The organism is Actinacidiphila sp. DG2A-62 (genome assembly GCF_035825295.1).
Lineage (GTDB): Bacteria > Actinomycetota > Actinomycetes > Streptomycetales > Streptomycetaceae > Actinacidiphila.
In genome coordinates, this window is sequence record NZ_JAYMGI010000002.1 from 2,099,167 (window position 1) to 2,117,095 (window position 17,929).

Consider the following 17,929-nt stretch of genomic DNA (forward strand, 5'->3'; position numbering starts at 1 on the left):
TGACCCGCCCGGCCCCCTGGCCTGGCCGGCCCCTACCCGGCCTTCGCGGCGCGGGCCAGGCGGGTCGCCGCGGCGGCGCGGGGGGCGTTGCCCACGCGCCAGCTGCGGCAGGGGTGGACGGCGTTGGCGAGCAGGACGAGGAAGGCGCCGCCGGCCGGGTCGAGGACCAGGCTCGTACCGGTGAAGCCGGTGTGGCCGACCGCGCCGCGGCCGGCCAACTCGCCCATGAACCACGGCTGGTCGGCCTCGAAGCCGAGCGGGCGGCGCACCCCGTCGGGGTCGGGCACGCCGCCGAGCAGCAGGTCGACGGAGGCGGGCGAGAGCACGCCGGCGCCGCCGTCCAGCAGGGCGCGGGCGAACAGCGCCAGGTCCCAGGCGGTGGAGAACAGCCCGGTGTGGCCGGCGACGCCGCCCATCGCGTACGCGTTCTCGTCGTGCACCTCGCCGTGCACCATGCCCCGGTCGAGCTTGGCCCAGGGCCTGCGCTGGTCCTCGGTGGCGGCGATCCGCGGGCGCCAGGCGGCGGGCGGGGCGAAGCGGGTGTCGGCCATGCCGAGCGGGCCGGTGACGCCCTCGGCGATCAGCCGGTCCAGCGGCCGGCCGGTGAGCTGCTCCAGGACGGTCTGCAGGTGCAGCAGGTTGAGGTCGGAGTAGCAGCGGGCCGCGCCCGGCGGGGTCAACGGCTGCTCGGCGGCGAGCGCCGCGGCGCGCGCGGCGGCGTCCGGCAGCTCGTACAGCGGCAGCTCGGGCCGCAGCCCGGAGGTGTGGGTGAGCAGGTGGCGCGCGGTGATGCCGTGCTCGGCCGCGGCGGTCAGCGCGGGCGCGTAGCGGGCGATCGGGGCGTCGAGGTCCAGCGCGCCGCGTTCGATCTCGCGGACCGCGGCGACGGCGGTGAAGAGCTTGGTCAGCGAGGCGAGGTCGAAGACGGTGTCGGCGCGCATCGGCACCCGCGCGTCCCCGGGCAGTTCCACGCCGCGGTCGGCGTCCTCGTCGTAGCGGGCGTACCGGACGGCCCAGCCGAGCGGCTCGTGCAGTGCGACGGTCCGGCCGCGGCCGGCCAGCACGACCGCGCCGGCGCACCACGGATGCGCCGCGACCTCCGGGCCAGCCTCGGCGGTCCGCGGGCCCGGCGCCGCGGTCCCCGGCGCGGCGGACAGGTGCCCGGCCAGTTCGGGGACGAGCCGGCGCAGCTCGTCGGAGTCGAGCCCCGCCTCACGGCAGGTACCTCTCGACAGCGGCGGGGCCATCTTCCTCCAGTGCTCTGCGGGCCTGCTCGATCAGCTCCGGGGTGCAGTCCCGGCCGGAGGCCATCACCAGGTCCTCCGGGTCCACCGTGTGCTCGGACCCCGTGTGCAGTGTGCTGTCTGCCGCCTTGAACGCCCAGGTGCGCTCGTCGGCGCGCTCCTCGGTGCGTTCGTCCGGAACGTCGGACATCGCTTCCTCCCAGGGGGTGACCCTACGGTCCCTCCACCGTACGCCGCCCGCGCAGGCACAGCCCGACGAAGGCCGCGCAGGCGACCGTGACGCAGCCGAGCTGCGTGACCGCCATCGGCACGGCGGTGCCGTCGCCGGCGATCCCGCCGAGCGGCGAGAGGACCGCGCCGATCAGGAAGGACGACGTGCCGATCAGCGCGGACGCGGAGCCCGCCGCGCGCTTGGTGCGCAGCAGCGCCTGGGTGTTGGTGGTGGGCAGCACCAGGCCCATCGCGGACATCAGCACGAACAGCCCGGCGGCGATCTCGGGCAGCGTGGCCCGCCCGAAGACGCCGGTGGTCAGCAGCACCAGCGCGACGGAGGCGGCGGTGATCAGCGCCAGGCCGACCGCCAGCACCTTGTCCATGTCCACCCGGCCGACCAGCACCTTGCCGCCCAGCTGGCCGACGCCGACGAGGCCGATCGAGTTCAGGCCGAACAGCAGGCTGAAGGTCTGCGCGGAGGCGCCGTAGATGTCCTGGACCACGAACGACGACGCGGACACATAGGTGAACAGCGCCGCGAAGGCGAAGCTGCCGGCGATGACGTAGCCGGTGAACACCCGGTCGGCGAGCAGCCGGCGCATCGATCCGAAGGTGCCGGCCAGCTCGCCGCCGTGCCGGTCCTCCGGCGGCAGCGTCTCGTCGAGCCGCCGCCACACCACGAGGGTGAGCAGCACCCCGATGACCGTGCAGACGACGAAGACGCCGCGCCAGTCGGTCAGCCGCAGGATCTGGCCGCCGATGACCGGCGCGACGATCGGCGCGACGCCGGATATCAGCATCAGCGTGGAGAAGAAGCGGGCCATCTCCACGCCGTCGTACAGGTCGCGCACGACCGCGCGGGAGATCACGATGCCGGCGGCGCCGGCCAGGCCCTGCACCAGCCGGAAGCCGATCAGCAGCCCGGCGGTGGGCGCGAACGCGCAGATCGCGGTGGCCAGCACGTAGATCGCCATGCCGGCCAGCAGCGGCCGGCGCTGGCCCCACCGGTCGCTGAGCGGGCCGACCACGAGCTGCCCGAGCGCCATGCCGGCCAGGCACGCGGTCAGGGTGAGCTGCACGGTGGCCGAGGGCGCGTGCAGCGCGTCGGTGACCTGCGGCAGCGCGGGCAGGTACATGTCCATCGACAGCGGCGGCAGGGCGGTCAGGCCGCCGAGCACGAGGGTGACGAGCAGGCCGGTGCGGCGGGCGGCCGCGCGGCGGACCTCGGCGGAGGGGGCGACGGCCGGGGTCCGGGTGGGTGAGGGGATCGGGGTGGGGGTCTCGTACGCGGGGGTCGTCGGCCCGGCGTCCTGCACGGCGGCACGCTCCATCGGGGGGTAGGTGAACCGCCGCCTATTCTTTCATCCTGCACCGACCCACCGACACCGAATACGAGGGCTGCTGGCGATGACGCGCGACACATCCGTACCGAAGATCCGGTGGGGCGTCCTGGCGACCGGCGGCATCGCCGCGACCTTCACCGAGGCACTGCGGTCGCTCCCGGACGCGGAGGTGGTCGCGGTCGGCTCGCGCAGCCCGGAGGGCGCGAAAGCGTTCGCCGAGCGGCACGGCATCCCGCGCGCGCACGGCAGTTGGGCGGAGCTGGCCGCGGACCCGGAGGTCGACGTGGTCTACGTGGCGACGCCGCACTCCGCGCACCGGGCCGCCGCCGGGCTGTGCCTGGAGGCGGGCAAGCCGGTGCTGTGCGAGAAGGCGTTCACCATCAACGAGCGCGAGGCCCGCGAGCTGGTCGAACTCGCCCAGGAGCGCGGCCTGTTCCTGATGGAGGCCATGTGGACGTACTGCAACCCGCTGATCCGCAACCTGGTCGCGCTGGTCGCCGACGGCGTGATCGGCGAGGTCCGGCAGGTCTCCGCGCACTTCGGCTTCCCCGGCGACTTCGAGCCGGGGCACCGGATGCGCGACCCGAGGCAGGGCGGCGGCGCGCTGCTGGACCTCGGCGTCTACCCGGTAGCGTTCGCGCAGCTGCTGCTCGGCGAGCCGGACGAGGTCCAGGCGTGGGCGCACCTGACCCCGGAGCGGGTCGACGACACCACCGGCATCGTGCTCGGCTGGCACGGCGGCGCGGTCGCCGCGCTCTCCTGCACGTTCGCTGCGGACACCGGCGCGCCCGCCTCGGTCGCCGGGACCGCGGGCCGCATCGACATCCCGGACGGCTTCTTCAACGCCGACCGCTTCACCGTCCACCGGCCGGGCGAGGCCCCGCGCACCGTGCGGCTGGCCGACGTCAGCGACGACCACGACCGCGGCACGATGCGCCACGAGGCCGCGGAGGTCATGCGCTGCCTGCGCGCGGGCGAGACCCAGTCCCCGCTGGTCCCGCTGGAGGGTTCGCTGGCGGTGATGCGGACGCTGGACCGGATCCGCGACAGGATCGGCGTGACCTACCCGGGCGTGGACTCAGCCGGCGGCGGGCGCGGCGTGGGCGTGGGCGTGGGCGGTCTCCGCGGGCGCCGCGGGTGCCGTGTGCGGGCGGCGGGCCGGCGCCGTGTGTGGGCGGCCGGCGGGCGCCGCGGGTGGGCGGTCCGCGCCGGAACAACGTGCGGTCGGCGGAAGTTGAGGCGGGCATGGTGACGAGTACGGGACAGGGTGGCGACAACGGACCGGCCGCGGGGGAGGTCCTGCGGTACACCGCGTTCTCGACCGATCCGGCGGGCGGCAACCCGGCCGGGGTGGTGCTGGACGCCTCCGGGCTCGACGACGCGGCGATGCTCGCCGTCGCGGCCGACGTCGGCTACTCGGAGACGGCGTTCGTGACGGGACGCGCGGATGCGGGCGGGTCCGCGGCCGCGTCGGAAGCCGGCCCCTTGCCGGGAGCCGGGGCTGCGTCGGGAGCCGGGGCCGCGTCCGGAGCCGCAGCCGCGTCGGAAGCCGGAGCCGGGGCCGTTTCGGAAGGCGGAGCCGGGGCCGGGCGAATGCTGGACGTGCGGTACTTCAGCCCCAAGGCCGAGGTCACGTTCTGCGGCCACGCCACCGTGGCGACCGCGGTCGCGCTGGCCGAGCGCATCGGCCCGGGCGACCTGCTGTTCCGTACCCCGGCAGGCGAGGTCCCGGTGCACGTCGCGGCCGGCGCCGACGGTGTCCTGCGGGCGACCCTCACCAGTGTCGAGCCCTCCGTCGAGGAGGCGCGGGACGCCGACGTCGCGGAGGCGCTCGCCGCGCTCGGCTGGGCGGCCGGCGACCTCGACCCCGCGCTGCCGCCGCGCATCGCCTACGCCGGCGCCCGGCACCTCGTGCTCGCCGCCGCCACCCGCGCTCGACTGGCCGACCTGCACTACGACTTCGACCGGCTCGCCGCGCTGATGACCGCGCTCGACCTGACCACGGTGCAACTGGTCTGGCGGGAGAGCGCGACGGTCTACCACGTCCGCGACCCGTTCCCGGTCGGCGGTGTGGTGGAGGACCCGGCGACCGGCGCGGCGGCCCTCGCCTTCGGCGCGTACCTGCGGCGCCTCGGCCCGGTTCCGGCCGTCCTCACCCTCCACCAGGGCGACGACCTCGGCCGCCCCGGCGTCCTCACCGTCGAGCTGCGGCCCGGCGACCCCCGGGTCCGCGTCACCGGCGCCGCGACCGCCATCCCGGCCGGGGTGTAGCCCGCACAGCCGTTGCGAGGTGGGAACCCCGGCCGGGCACGTCATGCCCCGTCCAGCGGGAAGAACGTGGTACGCCACGCGGGCGGTGCGCGCCGACGCGTCGCGCACCGCCCCCACCCGATGCTCGTGCCGGCTCCCGACGGCCCCTCGCCCGGATCACTCGGATCGACGCGGTCGCCGAGCGCCTCGCGGGCGGCGAGCCCCCTCGACGTGACCGCGCCGTGGCTGTTGCGGCCCCACCGCGCGTGCACGGACCCCGGGACGGCTTCCGCGGCGGCCCGCGAACCGGCCCGGACGCAGCACCCGCCGAGACTGCCCCCTACCCCGCCCCCGGCATGCTCGGCGGCCGTGAGGGGGAGGTCGGTTTCGTGCCGCTGCCCGGCGGCGCGGTTCGTTCCCAGAATGTGTCCCTCGTCCGTATTGAAAGGCGGCATCGCGCATAGGAAACTTCCTCGGCAACGTTGTCATACGCTATGGCAACGTTGTCAAAGAGCGCCGCGACCGCAGCGCCTCACCGAAGTCTTCGTGAACGGGAGCGGTGTCCATGCCGAAGAACCCTCCGCACGTGTCAGGACGCGACGCCGCCCCGGGCCGCCTCCGAGGTATGGCGCCGGAGGTGGTCGGCACGCTGCTCGCGGAAGCGCGGCTGGACACGGCGGCCGGGGCCAGGGCGGGAACGGCGTCCTGCGCCGGGTGGGATTTGGTGCTGGACGACCGCGCGGGGGTCGCGGGCGGCGCGGAGCTGTCCGCGGCGGGCGCGGCGGCGCGGGCGGACGCCTCCGATGGGCTGGAGGGACTCGACGGACTCGACGGGCTGGACGAGCTGGACGGGCTGGGCCCATTGGCCGAGCTGGATCGACTCGACGGGCTCGACGCCATGGCCGAGTTGGACGGGCTCGGCGACCTCGGGCGCCTGGACGGCGTGGACGGCTGGGACGGCGTGGACGGCGTGGGCGGCCGGGACGCCTTGGAGGCCCGCGACGTCTTGGGCGGCATGGGCGGCCTCGACGGCGCGGGCGGGGCGGACGACGCTTCCGACGTATCCGGCGGGTCGGCGCGCCACTCGTGGTGGTTCGTGCGCCGGTTCGCGCTCCCGGCCGACGCGGCGAACGGGTTGCTGCTCGACGTCGAAGGGGTCGGCCACGACGCGGAGTTCTGGCTCGACGGCCGACGGGTGGGCGCCCTGCCGCACCCGTTCGCGCGGGCGCGGTTCGACGTGACCGAGGCGGCGCGGGTCGCGGCGACCGGCGCGGGCGCGGCGGACGCCGGCGGCGCGCGGATCGCGGCCGGCGGGACCGCCGCGAGCACCGGAACCGTCCCGGACGGCGAGACCGCCCCGAGCGGCGGATCCCTCGCAGTCGGCGGAACCGTCCCGGCCGGCGGCACCCTCACAGACAGCGGACCCGCCGCGAGCAGCGCGCCCGTCCCGGACGGTGCGACCGCCCCGCACAGTGAGCCCATCCCGCACAGTCAGCCCATCCCGCACAGCGAGCCCGCCCCGCACCGCGAGACCTTCCCGAACCGCGACACCGCCGCAGGCGGCCCCCGCCTGCGGACGCTGGTCGTGCGGCTCGCGCCCGAGCCGCATCTGGCCGGGGCCTGGGCGCAGGCGCCGGCGGTCGCGCCGCGCTGCCCCGACGCGGCCGCGCGGCCGGCTCGACGGGCCACGGCGCAGAGCGTGGCCGCGCTGCTGGCCCCGCGGGTACGGCTCCGGGCGCGGCCGTCCGCCTCCCCCGCCGGTGCGCGCGGCGCGACGGCGTACCGCGACCCGGCGACGCTCGCCGCACTGGACCTCGGGGTCCGCGGCTGGTGGCCCGGGGAGCCCGGGGAGTGGGAGGCGGCGCGGGAGGGCGCGGGGCTGCCCGAGGCGTTCGTGCGCGCGGTGGAGGAGCGGCTGGGCGCCGCGACCTCGGCGGCGGCCTTCCTGCGCAGGGCGCGGATCGTGGACTACGAGAGCCTGCGCGCGGCCGTGGAGGCCGCCGCCGCCCGGCCGTTGCGGCACGCCGGGGTCCGCGGAGGCGGCACGGGACGGCCCGACGCGGGGCCGGAGGTCGTGACGGGGTGGACCGACGCGGGACGCTGCGGGGTGCGCGCGGCGCGGGCGCGGCTGCACGTCCAGGCGGACCCGCGCGACGGCGCGGTGGTCGTGGTCAACCGGGGGCCGGACGCGCTGCGCGGCGCGACGGTCACCGCGCGGTTGTACGACCTGGCCGGCCGGCCGCTGGCCGCGCCGGTGACCGCGGCCGCCGACGTCCCGGCGGCCGGGGCCGCCCGCGTGCTGACCGTGCCCTTCGAACGCGCCCTGCCCGCGGCCCACTTGCTGCGGCTGACCCTCACCGGCCCGGACGGCGTTCCGGCCGCCGCCAACGACTACTGGCGGCACCGCACTCCGACGGATCTTCGCTGCGTCAACGGCCTGCCGTTCACAGGGCTTTCGCTGCGGACGTCCGCGGCCGGGCGCTCGGCGGTGACGGCCGTGGTCACCAACACCGGTGCGTGGCCCGCCGCGTGGGTGCGCGTCGCGGTGCGCGGGCGGGAAACGCCCCTGGACTCCGCCGTTTCGGACGCCGCCGTCCTGAACTCCGCGGCCCTGGACGCCGCGACGCCGGACGCTGTTCCGCAGGACGACGCCGCGCCCGACGCGGCGCACTTCCCGTGCCTGCTGCCCGGCGAGTCGCGCGCGGTGACCCTGGGGTGCGGCGCCGGGCCGGCGGCCTCCGGGTCGGCGGGCGCCGTCCAGGTGGTCGCGGAGGCGTACAACGCGCTTGCGGCGCGGGCTTGTTGAGTTCGTACCGCGTCGAGCGGACGCCGGCGGCGGCCGGATGCCTTCCCGGCCGCCGCCGGCGTCCCCCACCCCGTCCGCGGTGGGCCGTCAACGGCCGCTGAGCGCGGCGGCTTCCGCGGCCAGCGCGGCGACCCGGTCCCAGGCGCGGGCGCGCAGCGCGTCCTGCGGCAGCATCCATGTGCCGCCCACGCAGGCGACGTTGGGCAGGCGCAGGTACGCCGGGGCGCGGTCGGCGTCGATGCCGCCGGTGGGGCAGAAGCGGGCGCGCGGCAGCGGCGAGGCCAGCGAGCGCAGGTAGTCCGGGCCGCCGGCCGCCTCCGCGGGGAAGAACTTCATGTCGGTGACGCCGCGCTCCAGCAGGCCGAGCGCTTCGCCGACGGTGGAGACGCCGGGCAGGAACGGCAGTCCCGAGTCCCGCAGCGCGTCGAGCAGGCGGTCGGTCCAGCCGGGGCTGACCAGGAAGCGGGCGCCGGCCTCGACGGCGGCGGCGGCCTGTTCCCGGCCGAGCACGGTCCCCGCGCCCACGACGGCGCCGGGCACGGCGTGGGCGACGGCCCGGATCGCCTCCAGCGCGGCCGGCGTGCGCAGCGTGATCTCGATCGCGGTCAGGCCGCCGTCGACCAGGGCCCTGGCCAGGGGGACGGCGTCCTCGGCGTCCTCCAGCACCACGACCGGGACGACGGCCGGGGCGAGGTCGAACACGGATTGCATCCGGTCATCCTTGCCCGCACGCCCACCTCCCGCAACGCGCGTTGCACCCCTCGCAACGACCGCGCCCACGCGAGCCGGCGCCCCGTCCGGGCGGCTCCTCCCGTCGCTGCGGGGAGGCGGTGTGCGGCCGCGCGGCGGGCGGCTGTGCGGCTGTGCGGCTGTGCGGCAAGCTCAGACCACCATGACCCTGCGCCCGCGCGTGTGGCCGCTCCGGCTGTCGGTGTGGGCTGCCGCGGCGTCGGCGAGCGGGTACGCCTTGTCGACCGGGATGCGCAGCTTTCCCCGTGTGATGAGGTCGACCGTCTCGGTGAGCGCCTGCGGCACGCTCCCGGCCACGCCGGAGAACCGGACCCCGAGCCCGGGGGCGGCGAGGTCGGCGATGGAGATCACCTTCCGCGGGTCCCCGGTGAGTTCGACGAGTTCACGGATCACGCCCGAGCCGGCCAGGTCGAGGGCCGCGTCGATCCGGCCGAGCGCGCGCACGCGTTCCACCCAGCCGTCGCCGTACGTCGTGGCGACGGCACCCAGGCTCCGCAGGTAGTCCTGGTTCGCGGCCCCGGCGGTGCCGACGACCGCGATGCCGCGGTCGCGGGCGACCTGCAGCACCGCCGACCCGACTCCCCCGGACGCCCCGCTGACCAGCAGCGTCTGTCCCGGCCGCACGCCGACCTCGCGGATGACGCGCAGCGCGGTCTCCATCACCGAGGGGTAGCCGGCCGCCTCCTCGAACGTCAGCCCTTCGGGCATGCGGGCCCAGGCCGACAGCACGGCGAACTCGGCATACGTGCTGGATCCTTCGCCGAACACGCGGTCGCCGACGGCGACCCCTTCGACGCCCTCCCCCACCTCGTCCACCACCCCGGCGGCGTCCTGTCCGACTCCCGACGGCAGGACGAGCGGATGGGCGCCCAGGACCTGGCCCTCACGGAGCCTCCAGTCGACGGGGTTCACACCCGCCGCGCGCACGGCGACGCGTATCCGGCCGGGCCCCGCGTGGGGTTCCTCGGCATCGATCAGTTGCAGGACGTCAGGGCCGCCGAACTCGGCGAAGCTCACCATCTTCATGCCGGGACGGTAACACTAACGGTTCCATTACTGAAACCGTTAGGATTTCGTACCTGCTAGCGTTGGTGCATGACCGTGTCGTCCGGGCGCCGCGAGCGCAAGAAGGCCGCAACCCGCCAGAAGATTGCCGACACCGCCGTACGGCTCTTCCTGGACCGCGGGTACGACGCGGTGGGCATCCGCGACGTGGCCGCCGAGGCCGACGTGGCCGTCACCACCGTCTTCGCGCATTTCGCCTCCAAAGAGGCCCTGGTGTTCGAGCGGGACGCGGACTTCGAGCAGCGCCTGACGCGGGCGGTCACCGACCGGCAGCCGCACGAGCCGCTCCTCCCCGCGCTGCGCCGCGTGATCGAGGCCCTGGTGGACCACTGCACGGCCGACGGCGCGGACCCGGTCTGGCGCATGGTCGACGCCTCACCCGCCCTGCGGGACTACGAGGAGTCGATGAGGCTGCGCCACGCGCAGTCCCTCGCGAACGCCCTCGCCGCCGATCCCCGGCTGCCGCAGACCGCGACGGCGGGCCGGGCCCTCGCGAGGTTCGTGATCGACGCCTACTCGCTGGCCCGTGAGTCCGCCGATCCCCAGGCCGCCCTGGACGAGGTCTTCCCGATGATCGAGGCGGCCTGGGAGGCCGCCGCCCCTGCCCCACGCGCGTGAGGAAGCCGTCGGGACGCTCGGCAAGGAGCGCCCGACCGGGGGTAGACGGGTACGGGTGAGGGACGTACGGGCGAGGGGCGCACAGGACAGTTGCCGTTTGACAATGATGGCCGCGCGGCAACAGAGTGACCCCTGGTCGGGGTGCTCGGGGAAGGACAGGGAACGGTGGCCGAGGACCGCTCTGTGTGCCGCCGGCCCGCGTACGGCGCGCGCCCGGCGGCCGGCCGCTCCCGCGGGCGGTTCAGGCCGTCCGGCTGCCGGCGTCCTGGGCGGCGCCGTGTATCTGCGTAGCCGCGGCGGCGCAGAACGCCTCCAGTCCCTCCAGCAGCGCGACCCGGCGGGCCGCGGGCACCTCCGCGAGCACCGCCCGCAGTTCCCGCTCCCTGCGCGTGCGCAGATCGGCCAGGAAGGCGCGCCCCCGGCTGCTCAGGTGCAGGCGCACCTCGCGCCGGTTCTCCGGACTCGGCACCCGCTCGACGAAGCCCGCGGCCTGGAGCCGGTCGAAGAGCCGGCTGGTGGCCGGCGGGGTGGAGGCGAGGGACTCGGCGAGCGTCCGCAGGTTGATGCCGTCGTGGTGTTCGAGGATGTGCAGCACGCGCAGCTGGGACGCGGAGGTGGGCGTGGTCGAGGCACGGCCCCACACGACCTCCAGCAGCTCGACGGCCGTGGTGGTCACGCGGGCGACCTCATCGGGCTCAGGGCGACGGAAGGCAGTCACGGTCACACTCTCGCAGGCGCTGGGATGCCCGTCAGCGTACTCGCCGCCCGGGCCGGCCCGGCGGCCCGCTGGTCCATGCGGCCGATCGCCGAACCCGCCCCCGGGCGGAACCGCACGTTGTCCGGAAAGGTTGGTGCAGTCCTCCAGTGAACAGATACCAGGCCGCTGAGCGCGCCCTGCGTACAGCGGCCCCGCACGCGTTGCTCGACGCCGTCCGCGCGGTCCTCGCCGAGCACTACGGCGCCGAGGACGTCGAGTTGTTCATGGCCGATTACGGTCTCAGCGTGCTTCAACCGGTGTCAATACTGCCGCACACGCTGGAGCCGGTGTCGGTGCACAACAGCTCGGCCGGCCGCGCCTTCGGCTCGCAGGCGCCCTTCGTCGAGGACCTGCGGGACGGCAGGGCGCGGCTGCACCTGCCGGTGAGCGTGCGCGGCGACCGGCTGGGCGTGCTCTGCGTGACCCTGCCGGGGAAGGACGCGGCCCGCCGGTACGCCGCCGAACTGGCCGACATCGCCGAGGTGCTCGGGCACGAGGTGATCGTGGCCGAGCGCGACACCGACCTGTACCTGCAGGCGCGGCGCAAGGACCGGCTCACGCTGGCCGCCGAGATGCAGTGGCAGCTGCTGCCCGGCCGCTCGTGCGCCCGCCCGGAGTACGAGTTGGGCGCCCAGCTGGAACCGGCCTACGCCATCTTCGGCGACAACTTCGACTGGTCGGCCACCGCGGACCGGCTCACGCTCTACGTCACCAACGGCATGGGCGAGGGCATCGAGGCCGCACTGCTGACGAGCCTGGCCATCAACGCCCTGCGCAACGCCCGCCGGGCCGGCGTCTCCATCGCCGACCAGGCCGCCCTGGCCGACCAGGCCGTCTACGCGCAGTACCGGGGCCGCTGCTACCTGTCCGTCCTGATGCTCGACTTCGACATCGCCACCGGCACGGCGCAGGTGGTGGACGCGGGCTCGCCCCAGGTGCTGCGCCTGCGCGACGGCAAGGTGGAGCGGATCGGGCTGGACGCCCAACTGCCGCTGGGCATGTTCGAGGAGACCGACTACGTGGCGGAGGACGTCCAGGTGCTGCCCGGCGACCGGCTGGTCTTCGTCAGCGACGGCGTCCACGCGGTGGCCTCCCCGAGGGGCGAGACCTACGGCGAAGTGGCCCTGGAGCGCGCCATCCACGCCACCCGGCTGCTGCCCGCCGCCGAGGTCCCGCGCGCCATCCTGCGCGAGTTGACCGGGCACCGCGGCGAAGCGGCCGCGGACGACGACGCCCTGGTCGTGTGCCTGGACTGGCACGGGGCGCCTGCCGGGGACGGGCACGGGGCGGCCCGCTGAGACGGGGCCGGCGGCCGCGCCGGATGCGGAGATCCCGTGTTGGCCGCCTCCGGCACGCGCGCTAACGTTTGCCATGTGGCAACAATTGCCTCATGGTTCGCCGGAGGCGGGCAACCCGTTCCGGAGAGGGAGACGACGCAGGTGACGGAGTTCGACACGGCCGGCGACGCGGCGCGGGAGCTGGGGCGCTTCTTCGAGCGGCGCCGGGAGCAGATCGCCCAGCGGTGGGCCGACGCGGCGCTGTTCCGCACGGTCTTCACCCACTCCAGGGACGAGGCGGTCGAGGCCGCCAAGGCCGTGGTGGACGCGCTGGCCGAGGTGGCGGGCGCCTGGCGGCTGGAGGACGTCGAGGCGGCCGGCTTCGGCGGCGTGCGCGACCGGCTCGGCCGGATGTCCGCGTCGCGCTCCCGGGCCGGGGTCGCCCCGGCGCGGATCGCCGGCGAGGTCGCCGACCTGCGCGAGCCGGTCGCCGCGCTGCTCCGCGGCGAGTTCGACGATCCCGGCGACGAGCACGGCCACGCGTGCCTGCTCGCGCTGACCGTGCTGATGGGAACCCTCCGGGTGGTGGTCATGCAGACCGCGCTGAGCGAGGGCGAGGAGCTGATCGCCCGTCAGCGGCAGCAACTGCTGGAGGTGGCCACCCCGGTCATCCGGCTGTGGGACGGCGTCGTCGCCGTACCGCTGATCGGCACCCTGGACAGCGCGCGCAGCCAGACCGTGATGGAGAACCTGCTCGACGCGATCGTGACCCAGCCGGCCCGCTACGCCATCCTCGACATCACCGGCGTGCCGACCGTCGACTCCCTGGTGGCGCAGCACCTGATGAAGACCGTGGCCGCGGCCCGCCTGATGGGCGCGGAGTGCGTCGTGTCCGGCATCCGGCCGGCCATCGCGCAGACCATCGTCCACCTCGGCATCGACCTCGGCTCGATCGTGACGCGCGCCACCCTCGCCGACGCCCTGGCCTACGCGCTGGCCCGGCAGGGCAGAGCGGTCTCCCCGGCTCCCGTCGCGGGAGCGCCGGCCCGATGACCGATGCCCCCGCTGCCCCCGCCTCCCCCGCCTTTCTCGCGGCCACCGTCCCCGTGCTCGCGCTGGGGGACGTCCTGCTGGTCACCCTGAACGGCGACCTCCCCGACGGGGTCGCCGAACGGCTCCAGCACGACATCACCCACCGGATCGCCCACAGCCCGACCCCGGTCGGCGGCGTGGTGATCGACGTCTCCGGCGTCGGCATCGTCGACTCCTACCTCGGCCGCGTCCTCGCCGACATCGCGGCCGGCGCCCGGCTGCTGGCCGCGCGCACGGTGCTCGTCGGCATGCGCCCGGCCGTGGCCATCACCCTGGTCGAACTCGGGCTGTCCCTGCCCGGCCTGGAGACGGCGCTCACCACCGGCGAGGCCCTGCGCCTGCTGGACCACCCGGCGGCGGCGCCGCCCCCGCGGCCGGAAGAACCGGAAGAGGGCGCGTGATGCACGCCCCACTCGCCCCCACCGCCACCCTCCCGATCGGCTCCGACGCGGACCTGGCCTGGATGCGCCAGCAGGTGCGCCAGATGACCGCCGACCTCGGGTTCACCCTCGTCCAGCAGACGAAACTGGTCACCGCGGCGAGCGAACTGGCGCGCAACACCCTCGTCCACGGCGGTGGAGGGCACGTGGAACTGACGCTCCTGGAGGACGGGCGGCGGCGCGGACTGCGGCTGTCCTTCGTCGACTCCGGCCCCGGCATCCGCGACGTCGCGTCGGCCATGACCGACGGGTACACCACCGGCGGGGGCCTGGGCATGGGCCTGAGCGGGGCCAGACGGCTTGTCCAGGAGTTCGCCCTGGACACCCGCCCCGGCCAGGGCACCAGGGTCACCGTCGCCGACTGGACCTCCGCCCTGCCCGCACCGCGCGGAGGCGGGGCATGAGCAGGGTCTGGGACGTCCCGGTGCTGGAGAGCACCCGGATCAAGGACGTGCAGACCGCCGCGGAGACCGCCTGCCGCCACGCGGGGTTCGACGCGCACGCCACAGCGGTCGCCGCGCTGGTGGCCACCGAACTGGCGACCAACCTCGTCAAGCACGCCGCCGCCGGCCGTATCGTCATCGGCCTGGTGGGCGCCGCCCGCGTCGGCGCGGACGCCGCGCCCGGCGTGCAGATCAGCTCGCTCGACCACGGGCCGGGCATCGGCGACGTCCCGATCGCCCTGCAGGACGGCTACACCACCGCCGTCTCCTCCCTGGGCGCGGGTCTGGGCGCCTGTCTGCGGCTGGCCGACGAGTTCAGCCTGCACAGCCGGCCGGGCCAGGGCACCGTCGCCGTCGCGCGGATCGGCCCGCCGCGCCCGCCGGGAGCACCGCGCGAGCGGTCCGACGCGCCCGGCGGCGGCGCCCGCGCCGGGGGCATCAACGTTCCTCTGGCGTACGCCGAGCACTCCGGGGACGCCTTCGCCTGGACCCGCTCCGGCCCCCGCGTCACCCTGATGCTCGCCGACGGGCTCGGCCACGGCGCGGGGGCGGCCGAGGCGTCCACCGCCGCGGTCGAGGCGCTGCGCCGCCACGCCGACCTGCCCCCCGCCGAGATCCTCCGCCGCCTGAACGACGCGCTGCGCCCCACCCGCGGCGCCGCGGTCAGCGTCGGCCAGGTCGACGAGGACACCGGCCGGCTGTCCTTCGCCGGCGTGGGCAACGTCGGCGCCCGGCTGCGTGCCGGCGGGCGGTGGCGGCACCTGCCCACCCACCCGGGCATCGTGGGCGCCCACTTCCCCGCCTCCGTGCCGGTGCACCAGGCGCCCTGGCGGACCGACAGCCTGCTGGTCGTGCACAGCGACGGCCTGCCCGGCCGCTGGACGCCGCCGGAGGACCCGGAGGTCCTCGCCTGCGAGCCGCCGGTGCTGGCCGCGGTCGTCCTGCGGAACGCCGGCAGCACCGCGAGCCCGCTGCGCGACGACACCAGCGTGGCGGTACTGGCCCCCGGCCGCGGGGCGTGAGCCCATGACCGTCACCCGTGCCGTGAGGAGGATCGGCTCCCTCGCCGACGCCGCCGCGGCCCGCGCCGCCCTGGCGCGGGTCGCCGCGGACGGCGACGCGCCGGCGCTGCCCCGGGCCCGGTTCCTGTCCGCGCTGACCGCACGGCTGCGCCGCTGCCTGGACGAGGGCGGCGAGTGGACGCTCCTGCTGCACCTGCACGCCCCCGCCGACGGACAGGACGGCCGGCTCGACGTCCGCCTCCGGCCGGCCCGCCGAACCCGCCCGCGGCCCGGCGAGGACGAGCCGGAGCCCGTCCCCGCGCGACGGCGCGAGGACGGGCCGGCGCCCGCTTCCGTCCGGCCGGGCGAGGACGAGCCCGTGCTCACCTGCCCGCTGCGCCGCCCGGTGGCCCGGGACAGCCTCCGCGGCGGGATACCGGCGGCCGAGGCCCTGCTGCGGGCCGACGAGGACACCGCGGCGGTGCTGGGCGCGCTGGACCAGCAGGAGCAGGTGGTACGGCTCTACCGCGAGGAGCTGCACCACACCAACCAGGGGGTGCTGGCCCTGCACGCGGAGCTGGACGCCGCGGCGCTCGCCCAGCGCGAACTGCTGGACGCCGAACGCGCCGCCCACGAAGCGGCCGAGCGGGCGCGGCGCCTGCTGACCTTCCTCGCCGACGCGAGCGCGGCCGTCACGGCGTCCCTCAGCCACACCGACGTCCTGCGCTGCCTCTCCGAACTGCTGGTCCCCGACTACGCGCGGCACATCGACGTGTGGATCTTCGAGGAGGAAGCCGACGAACAGCGCCCGCGCGGCTCGGAACAGCACTCGGCGGCCGCGGTGGTGGCCGCCCGCACCGGCCGCCCGCAGCACGCGGCGCCCCACGCCGGCGGCCTGCCCGGGGTCGACGACCTGCCGCCCTCCGCGCTCAGCCCGGACCGCGCGCTGCTGGCCATACCGCTCGTGGCGCAGCGCACGATGGGCGTGGTGACCCTCACCGCGCCCGGCGCCCGCTTCGACGCGGACACCTCGGTGATGCTGGTGGAGCTCGCCCGCCGGGCCGGCGTCGCCCTGGACAACGCCCGCCGCTACGAACAGCACCGCGACACGGCCGAGGCGCTGCAACGCGCCCAGCTCACCGACCTGCCGACGCAGCCGGGCCTGCTTCTGGCCGCCCGCTACCTCCCCGCCACCGGGGGCATGAACATCGGCGGCGACTGGTACGACGCCTTCCGCCAGCCCGACGGGAGCCTGCTCGCCGTCATCGGCGACGTCACCGGCCACGGACTGCGCGCCGCCGTGGTCATGGGCCAGTTGCGCACGGCGCTGCGCGCCTACGCCATCGAGGCCGGCGACAGTCCCGGCCGGATCCTGACACGGCTGCACCGCATGCTCCGGCACCTGCAGCCCGATCTCTACGCCACCGCGCTGATCGCACGGTTCCGGCCGGGCGAGACCCGCGTCGTGTGGGCCTCGGCCGGCCATCCGCCGGCCGTCGCCCGCACGGCGGACGGCGCCGTGCGGACCCTGGACGCCAAGCCCGGCGTGATGCTCGGCATCCCGGTGCCGTACGAGTACCCGGACCACGCCGTCGACCTGCCGCCCGGCTCGTCGCTGGTGCTGTACACCGACGGGCTGGTCGAGCGCAGGGCGCTGGGCATCGACCCCGGCATCGACCGCCTCGTCCGGGCCGTGGCGGGGCTGCGCGCCCCGGACCTGGAGGAGGACGTGGAGGCCGCCGCCGACTCCCTGCTGCGACCGCTCATGGCGGACTGCGAGGGGAACGACGACGTCTGCCTCATGCTGTGCCACGTTTTGGCGTCGGCGCGGGACGGCCACCGCGGCGCCCGGCCGGCCGCCGCCCTCGCGCGCGGCGCGGCGCCGCCGCGCGAGCGGCCCCGGCCGCGGGACGGCCACCGGGCGGCGGTCCAGGGCCGTCCGCGGTGACGCGGCTCAGCTGGTCGGCCGGCGCCGCGGCTCAGCTGGTCGGCCGGCGCCGCGGCGCGGCGCGCGCGTCCTCCCGCGCCACCGCGAAGGCGCGCAGACCGCGGCTGAGCGCCGCCCGCTCGCCCGCCCCCATGGCGGCCAGCGCCGCGACCAGGGCCCGCGCCCGCAGCGCGGCGATCTCGTCCAGGAGGTGCCGGCCGTGCCGGGTGAGGTTCAGCCGCACCTCGCGGCGCCGGCTGGGATGCAGCACGCGTTCCAGCAGACCGGCCGCCTCCAGCCGGTCGCACAGCCTGCTGGCGGTGGGAAGGCCGATGTCCATGCTCGCGGCCAGCCCGGTGAGGTTCAGGCCGGGCGCCGCCTCCATGACCTTCAGCGCCCTCAACTGATGGAGCGACAGCCGCAGGCTCGCGTTCTGGGCGGCCTGCATCCACAGGTGCGACAGGCTCTCCACGGCATCGGCGATCTCCAGCGCGAGGGAACCGGCGTCCTCGCCGGCCCTCTCTGGCTGGTCGTCCCCGAACCCACCGAGACGCGTCACGAACGTGTCACTTCCGGTCTCTGCCCGCCCGTACGGATTCCGCCCTCGTCCGGGTCCCGTTTCCACGCGGTACCCGCAGAGCCGCCGGACGCCGTACGTCCTCACTCGCGCACCGCCTGCCCCACCTGACCCGCCGCACACGCG

The 17,929-nt window shown here is 76.1% G+C and carries 16 protein-coding genes and 1 pseudogene; 10 read left to right on the forward strand and 7 right to left on the reverse strand.

Features of this window, described 5'->3' with window-relative positions; genetic code table 11:
• Positions 1-32 precede the first annotated feature (32 nt).
• Genes VSR01_RS09275 through VSR01_RS09285 form a run of 3 tightly spaced genes read right to left on the reverse strand, consistent with a single transcriptional unit; the run spans position 33 to position 2,788 of the window.
• Positions 33-1,247, reverse strand: coding sequence for a serine hydrolase domain-containing protein (locus VSR01_RS09275; protein ID WP_326448770.1), 1,215 nt, complete (start codon positions 1,245-1,247; stop codon positions 33-35).
• Positions 1,213-1,434: a hypothetical protein gene (locus tag VSR01_RS09280; RefSeq protein WP_326448771.1), complete on the reverse strand. Its 222-nt coding sequence runs from the start codon at positions 1,432-1,434 to the stop codon at positions 1,213-1,215. The genes VSR01_RS09275 and VSR01_RS09280 overlap by 35 nt, the downstream gene beginning before the upstream one ends.
• Before the next feature lie 22 nt (positions 1,435-1,456).
• Positions 1,457-2,788 carry a multidrug effflux MFS transporter gene (locus VSR01_RS09285; RefSeq protein ID WP_326448772.1) on the reverse strand — a complete coding sequence of 444 codons (1,332 nt, stop codon included), beginning with the start codon at positions 2,786-2,788 and terminating at the stop codon, positions 1,457-1,459.
• A gap of 76 nt (positions 2,789-2,864) precedes the next feature.
• On the opposite strand from VSR01_RS09285, the pseudogene VSR01_RS09290 reads away from it, so the two are divergent.
• The 3 genes and pseudogenes from VSR01_RS09290 to VSR01_RS09300 form a co-directional block, all read left to right on the forward strand.
• A pseudogene (locus tag VSR01_RS09290) lies at positions 2,865-3,872 on the forward strand (Gfo/Idh/MocA family protein); the annotation flags it as partial.
• Positions 3,873-4,045: 173 nt separating this feature from the next.
• Positions 4,046-5,071, forward strand: coding sequence for a PhzF family phenazine biosynthesis protein (locus VSR01_RS09295; RefSeq protein WP_326448774.1), 1,026 nt, complete (start codon positions 4,046-4,048; stop codon positions 5,069-5,071).
• 604 nt (positions 5,072-5,675) lie between these two features.
• A complete protein-coding gene (locus VSR01_RS09300; protein ID WP_326448775.1) occupies positions 5,676-7,856 on the forward strand; it encodes a hypothetical protein in 2,181 nt (726 codons plus the stop codon).
• Between the two features lie 87 nt (positions 7,857-7,943).
• Here VSR01_RS09300 and eda read toward each other — a convergent pair whose 3' ends face one another.
• Positions 7,944-8,567 (reverse strand): bifunctional 4-hydroxy-2-oxoglutarate aldolase/2-dehydro-3-deoxy-phosphogluconate aldolase, encoded by a 624-nt coding sequence (eda, locus tag VSR01_RS09305; protein WP_326448776.1) that lies wholly within the window; start codon positions 8,565-8,567, stop codon positions 7,944-7,946.
• 171 nt (positions 8,568-8,738) lie between these two features.
• Positions 8,739-9,632: an NADP-dependent oxidoreductase gene (locus VSR01_RS09310; protein WP_326448777.1), complete on the reverse strand. Its 894-nt coding sequence runs from the start codon at positions 9,630-9,632 to the stop codon at positions 8,739-8,741.
• A gap of 69 nt (positions 9,633-9,701) precedes the next feature.
• Between VSR01_RS09310 and VSR01_RS09315 the strand changes: the two genes are divergently transcribed.
• A complete protein-coding gene (locus tag VSR01_RS09315; protein ID WP_326448778.1) occupies positions 9,702-10,289 on the forward strand; it encodes a TetR/AcrR family transcriptional regulator in 588 nt (195 codons plus the stop codon).
• Positions 10,290-10,530: 241 nt separating this feature from the next.
• Here the strand turns inward: VSR01_RS09315 and VSR01_RS09320 are convergent, their stop codons facing one another.
• A complete protein-coding gene (locus VSR01_RS09320; RefSeq protein WP_326448779.1) occupies positions 10,531-10,965 on the reverse strand; it encodes a MarR family transcriptional regulator in 435 nt (144 codons plus the stop codon).
• A 188-nt stretch (positions 10,966-11,153) separates the two neighbouring features.
• Between VSR01_RS09320 and VSR01_RS09325 the strand changes: the two genes are divergently transcribed.
• The 6 genes from VSR01_RS09325 (at position 11,154) to VSR01_RS09350 (ending at position 17,247) form a co-directional block, all read left to right on the forward strand.
• Positions 11,154-12,344: a PP2C family protein-serine/threonine phosphatase gene (locus VSR01_RS09325; protein WP_326448780.1), complete on the forward strand. Its 1,191-nt coding sequence runs from the start codon at positions 11,154-11,156 to the stop codon at positions 12,342-12,344.
• 141 nt (positions 12,345-12,485) lie between these two features.
• Positions 12,486-13,376, forward strand: coding sequence for an STAS domain-containing protein (locus VSR01_RS09330; RefSeq protein ID WP_326448781.1), 891 nt, complete (start codon positions 12,486-12,488; stop codon positions 13,374-13,376).
• Positions 13,373-13,816, forward strand: a complete 444-nt coding sequence (locus VSR01_RS09335; protein WP_326448782.1) for an STAS domain-containing protein — start codon at positions 13,373-13,375, stop codon at positions 13,814-13,816. The genes VSR01_RS09330 and VSR01_RS09335 overlap by 4 nt, the downstream gene beginning before the upstream one ends.
• Positions 13,816-14,259 carry an ATP-binding protein gene (locus VSR01_RS09340; protein ID WP_326448783.1) on the forward strand — a complete coding sequence of 148 codons (444 nt, stop codon included), beginning with the start codon at positions 13,816-13,818 and terminating at the stop codon, positions 14,257-14,259. The genes VSR01_RS09335 and VSR01_RS09340 overlap by 1 nt, the downstream gene beginning before the upstream one ends.
• Complete coding sequence (locus VSR01_RS09345) at positions 14,256-15,320, forward strand: SpoIIE family protein phosphatase (protein ID WP_326448784.1); 1,065 nt, start codon at positions 14,256-14,258, stop codon at positions 15,318-15,320. Before VSR01_RS09340 ends, VSR01_RS09345 begins: the two co-directional genes overlap by 4 nt.
• A gap of 4 nt (positions 15,321-15,324) precedes the next feature.
• Positions 15,325-17,247, forward strand: a complete 1,923-nt coding sequence (locus VSR01_RS09350) for a PP2C family protein-serine/threonine phosphatase (RefSeq protein WP_326448785.1) — start codon at positions 15,325-15,327, stop codon at positions 17,245-17,247.
• 31 nt (positions 17,248-17,278) lie between these two features.
• Here VSR01_RS09350 and VSR01_RS09355 read toward each other — a convergent pair whose 3' ends face one another.
• On the reverse strand, positions 17,279-17,785 hold the full coding sequence (locus VSR01_RS09355; protein ID WP_326448786.1) for a MarR family winged helix-turn-helix transcriptional regulator: 507 nt from the start codon (positions 17,783-17,785) through the stop codon (positions 17,279-17,281).
• Positions 17,786-17,929: the final 144 nt, after the last annotated feature.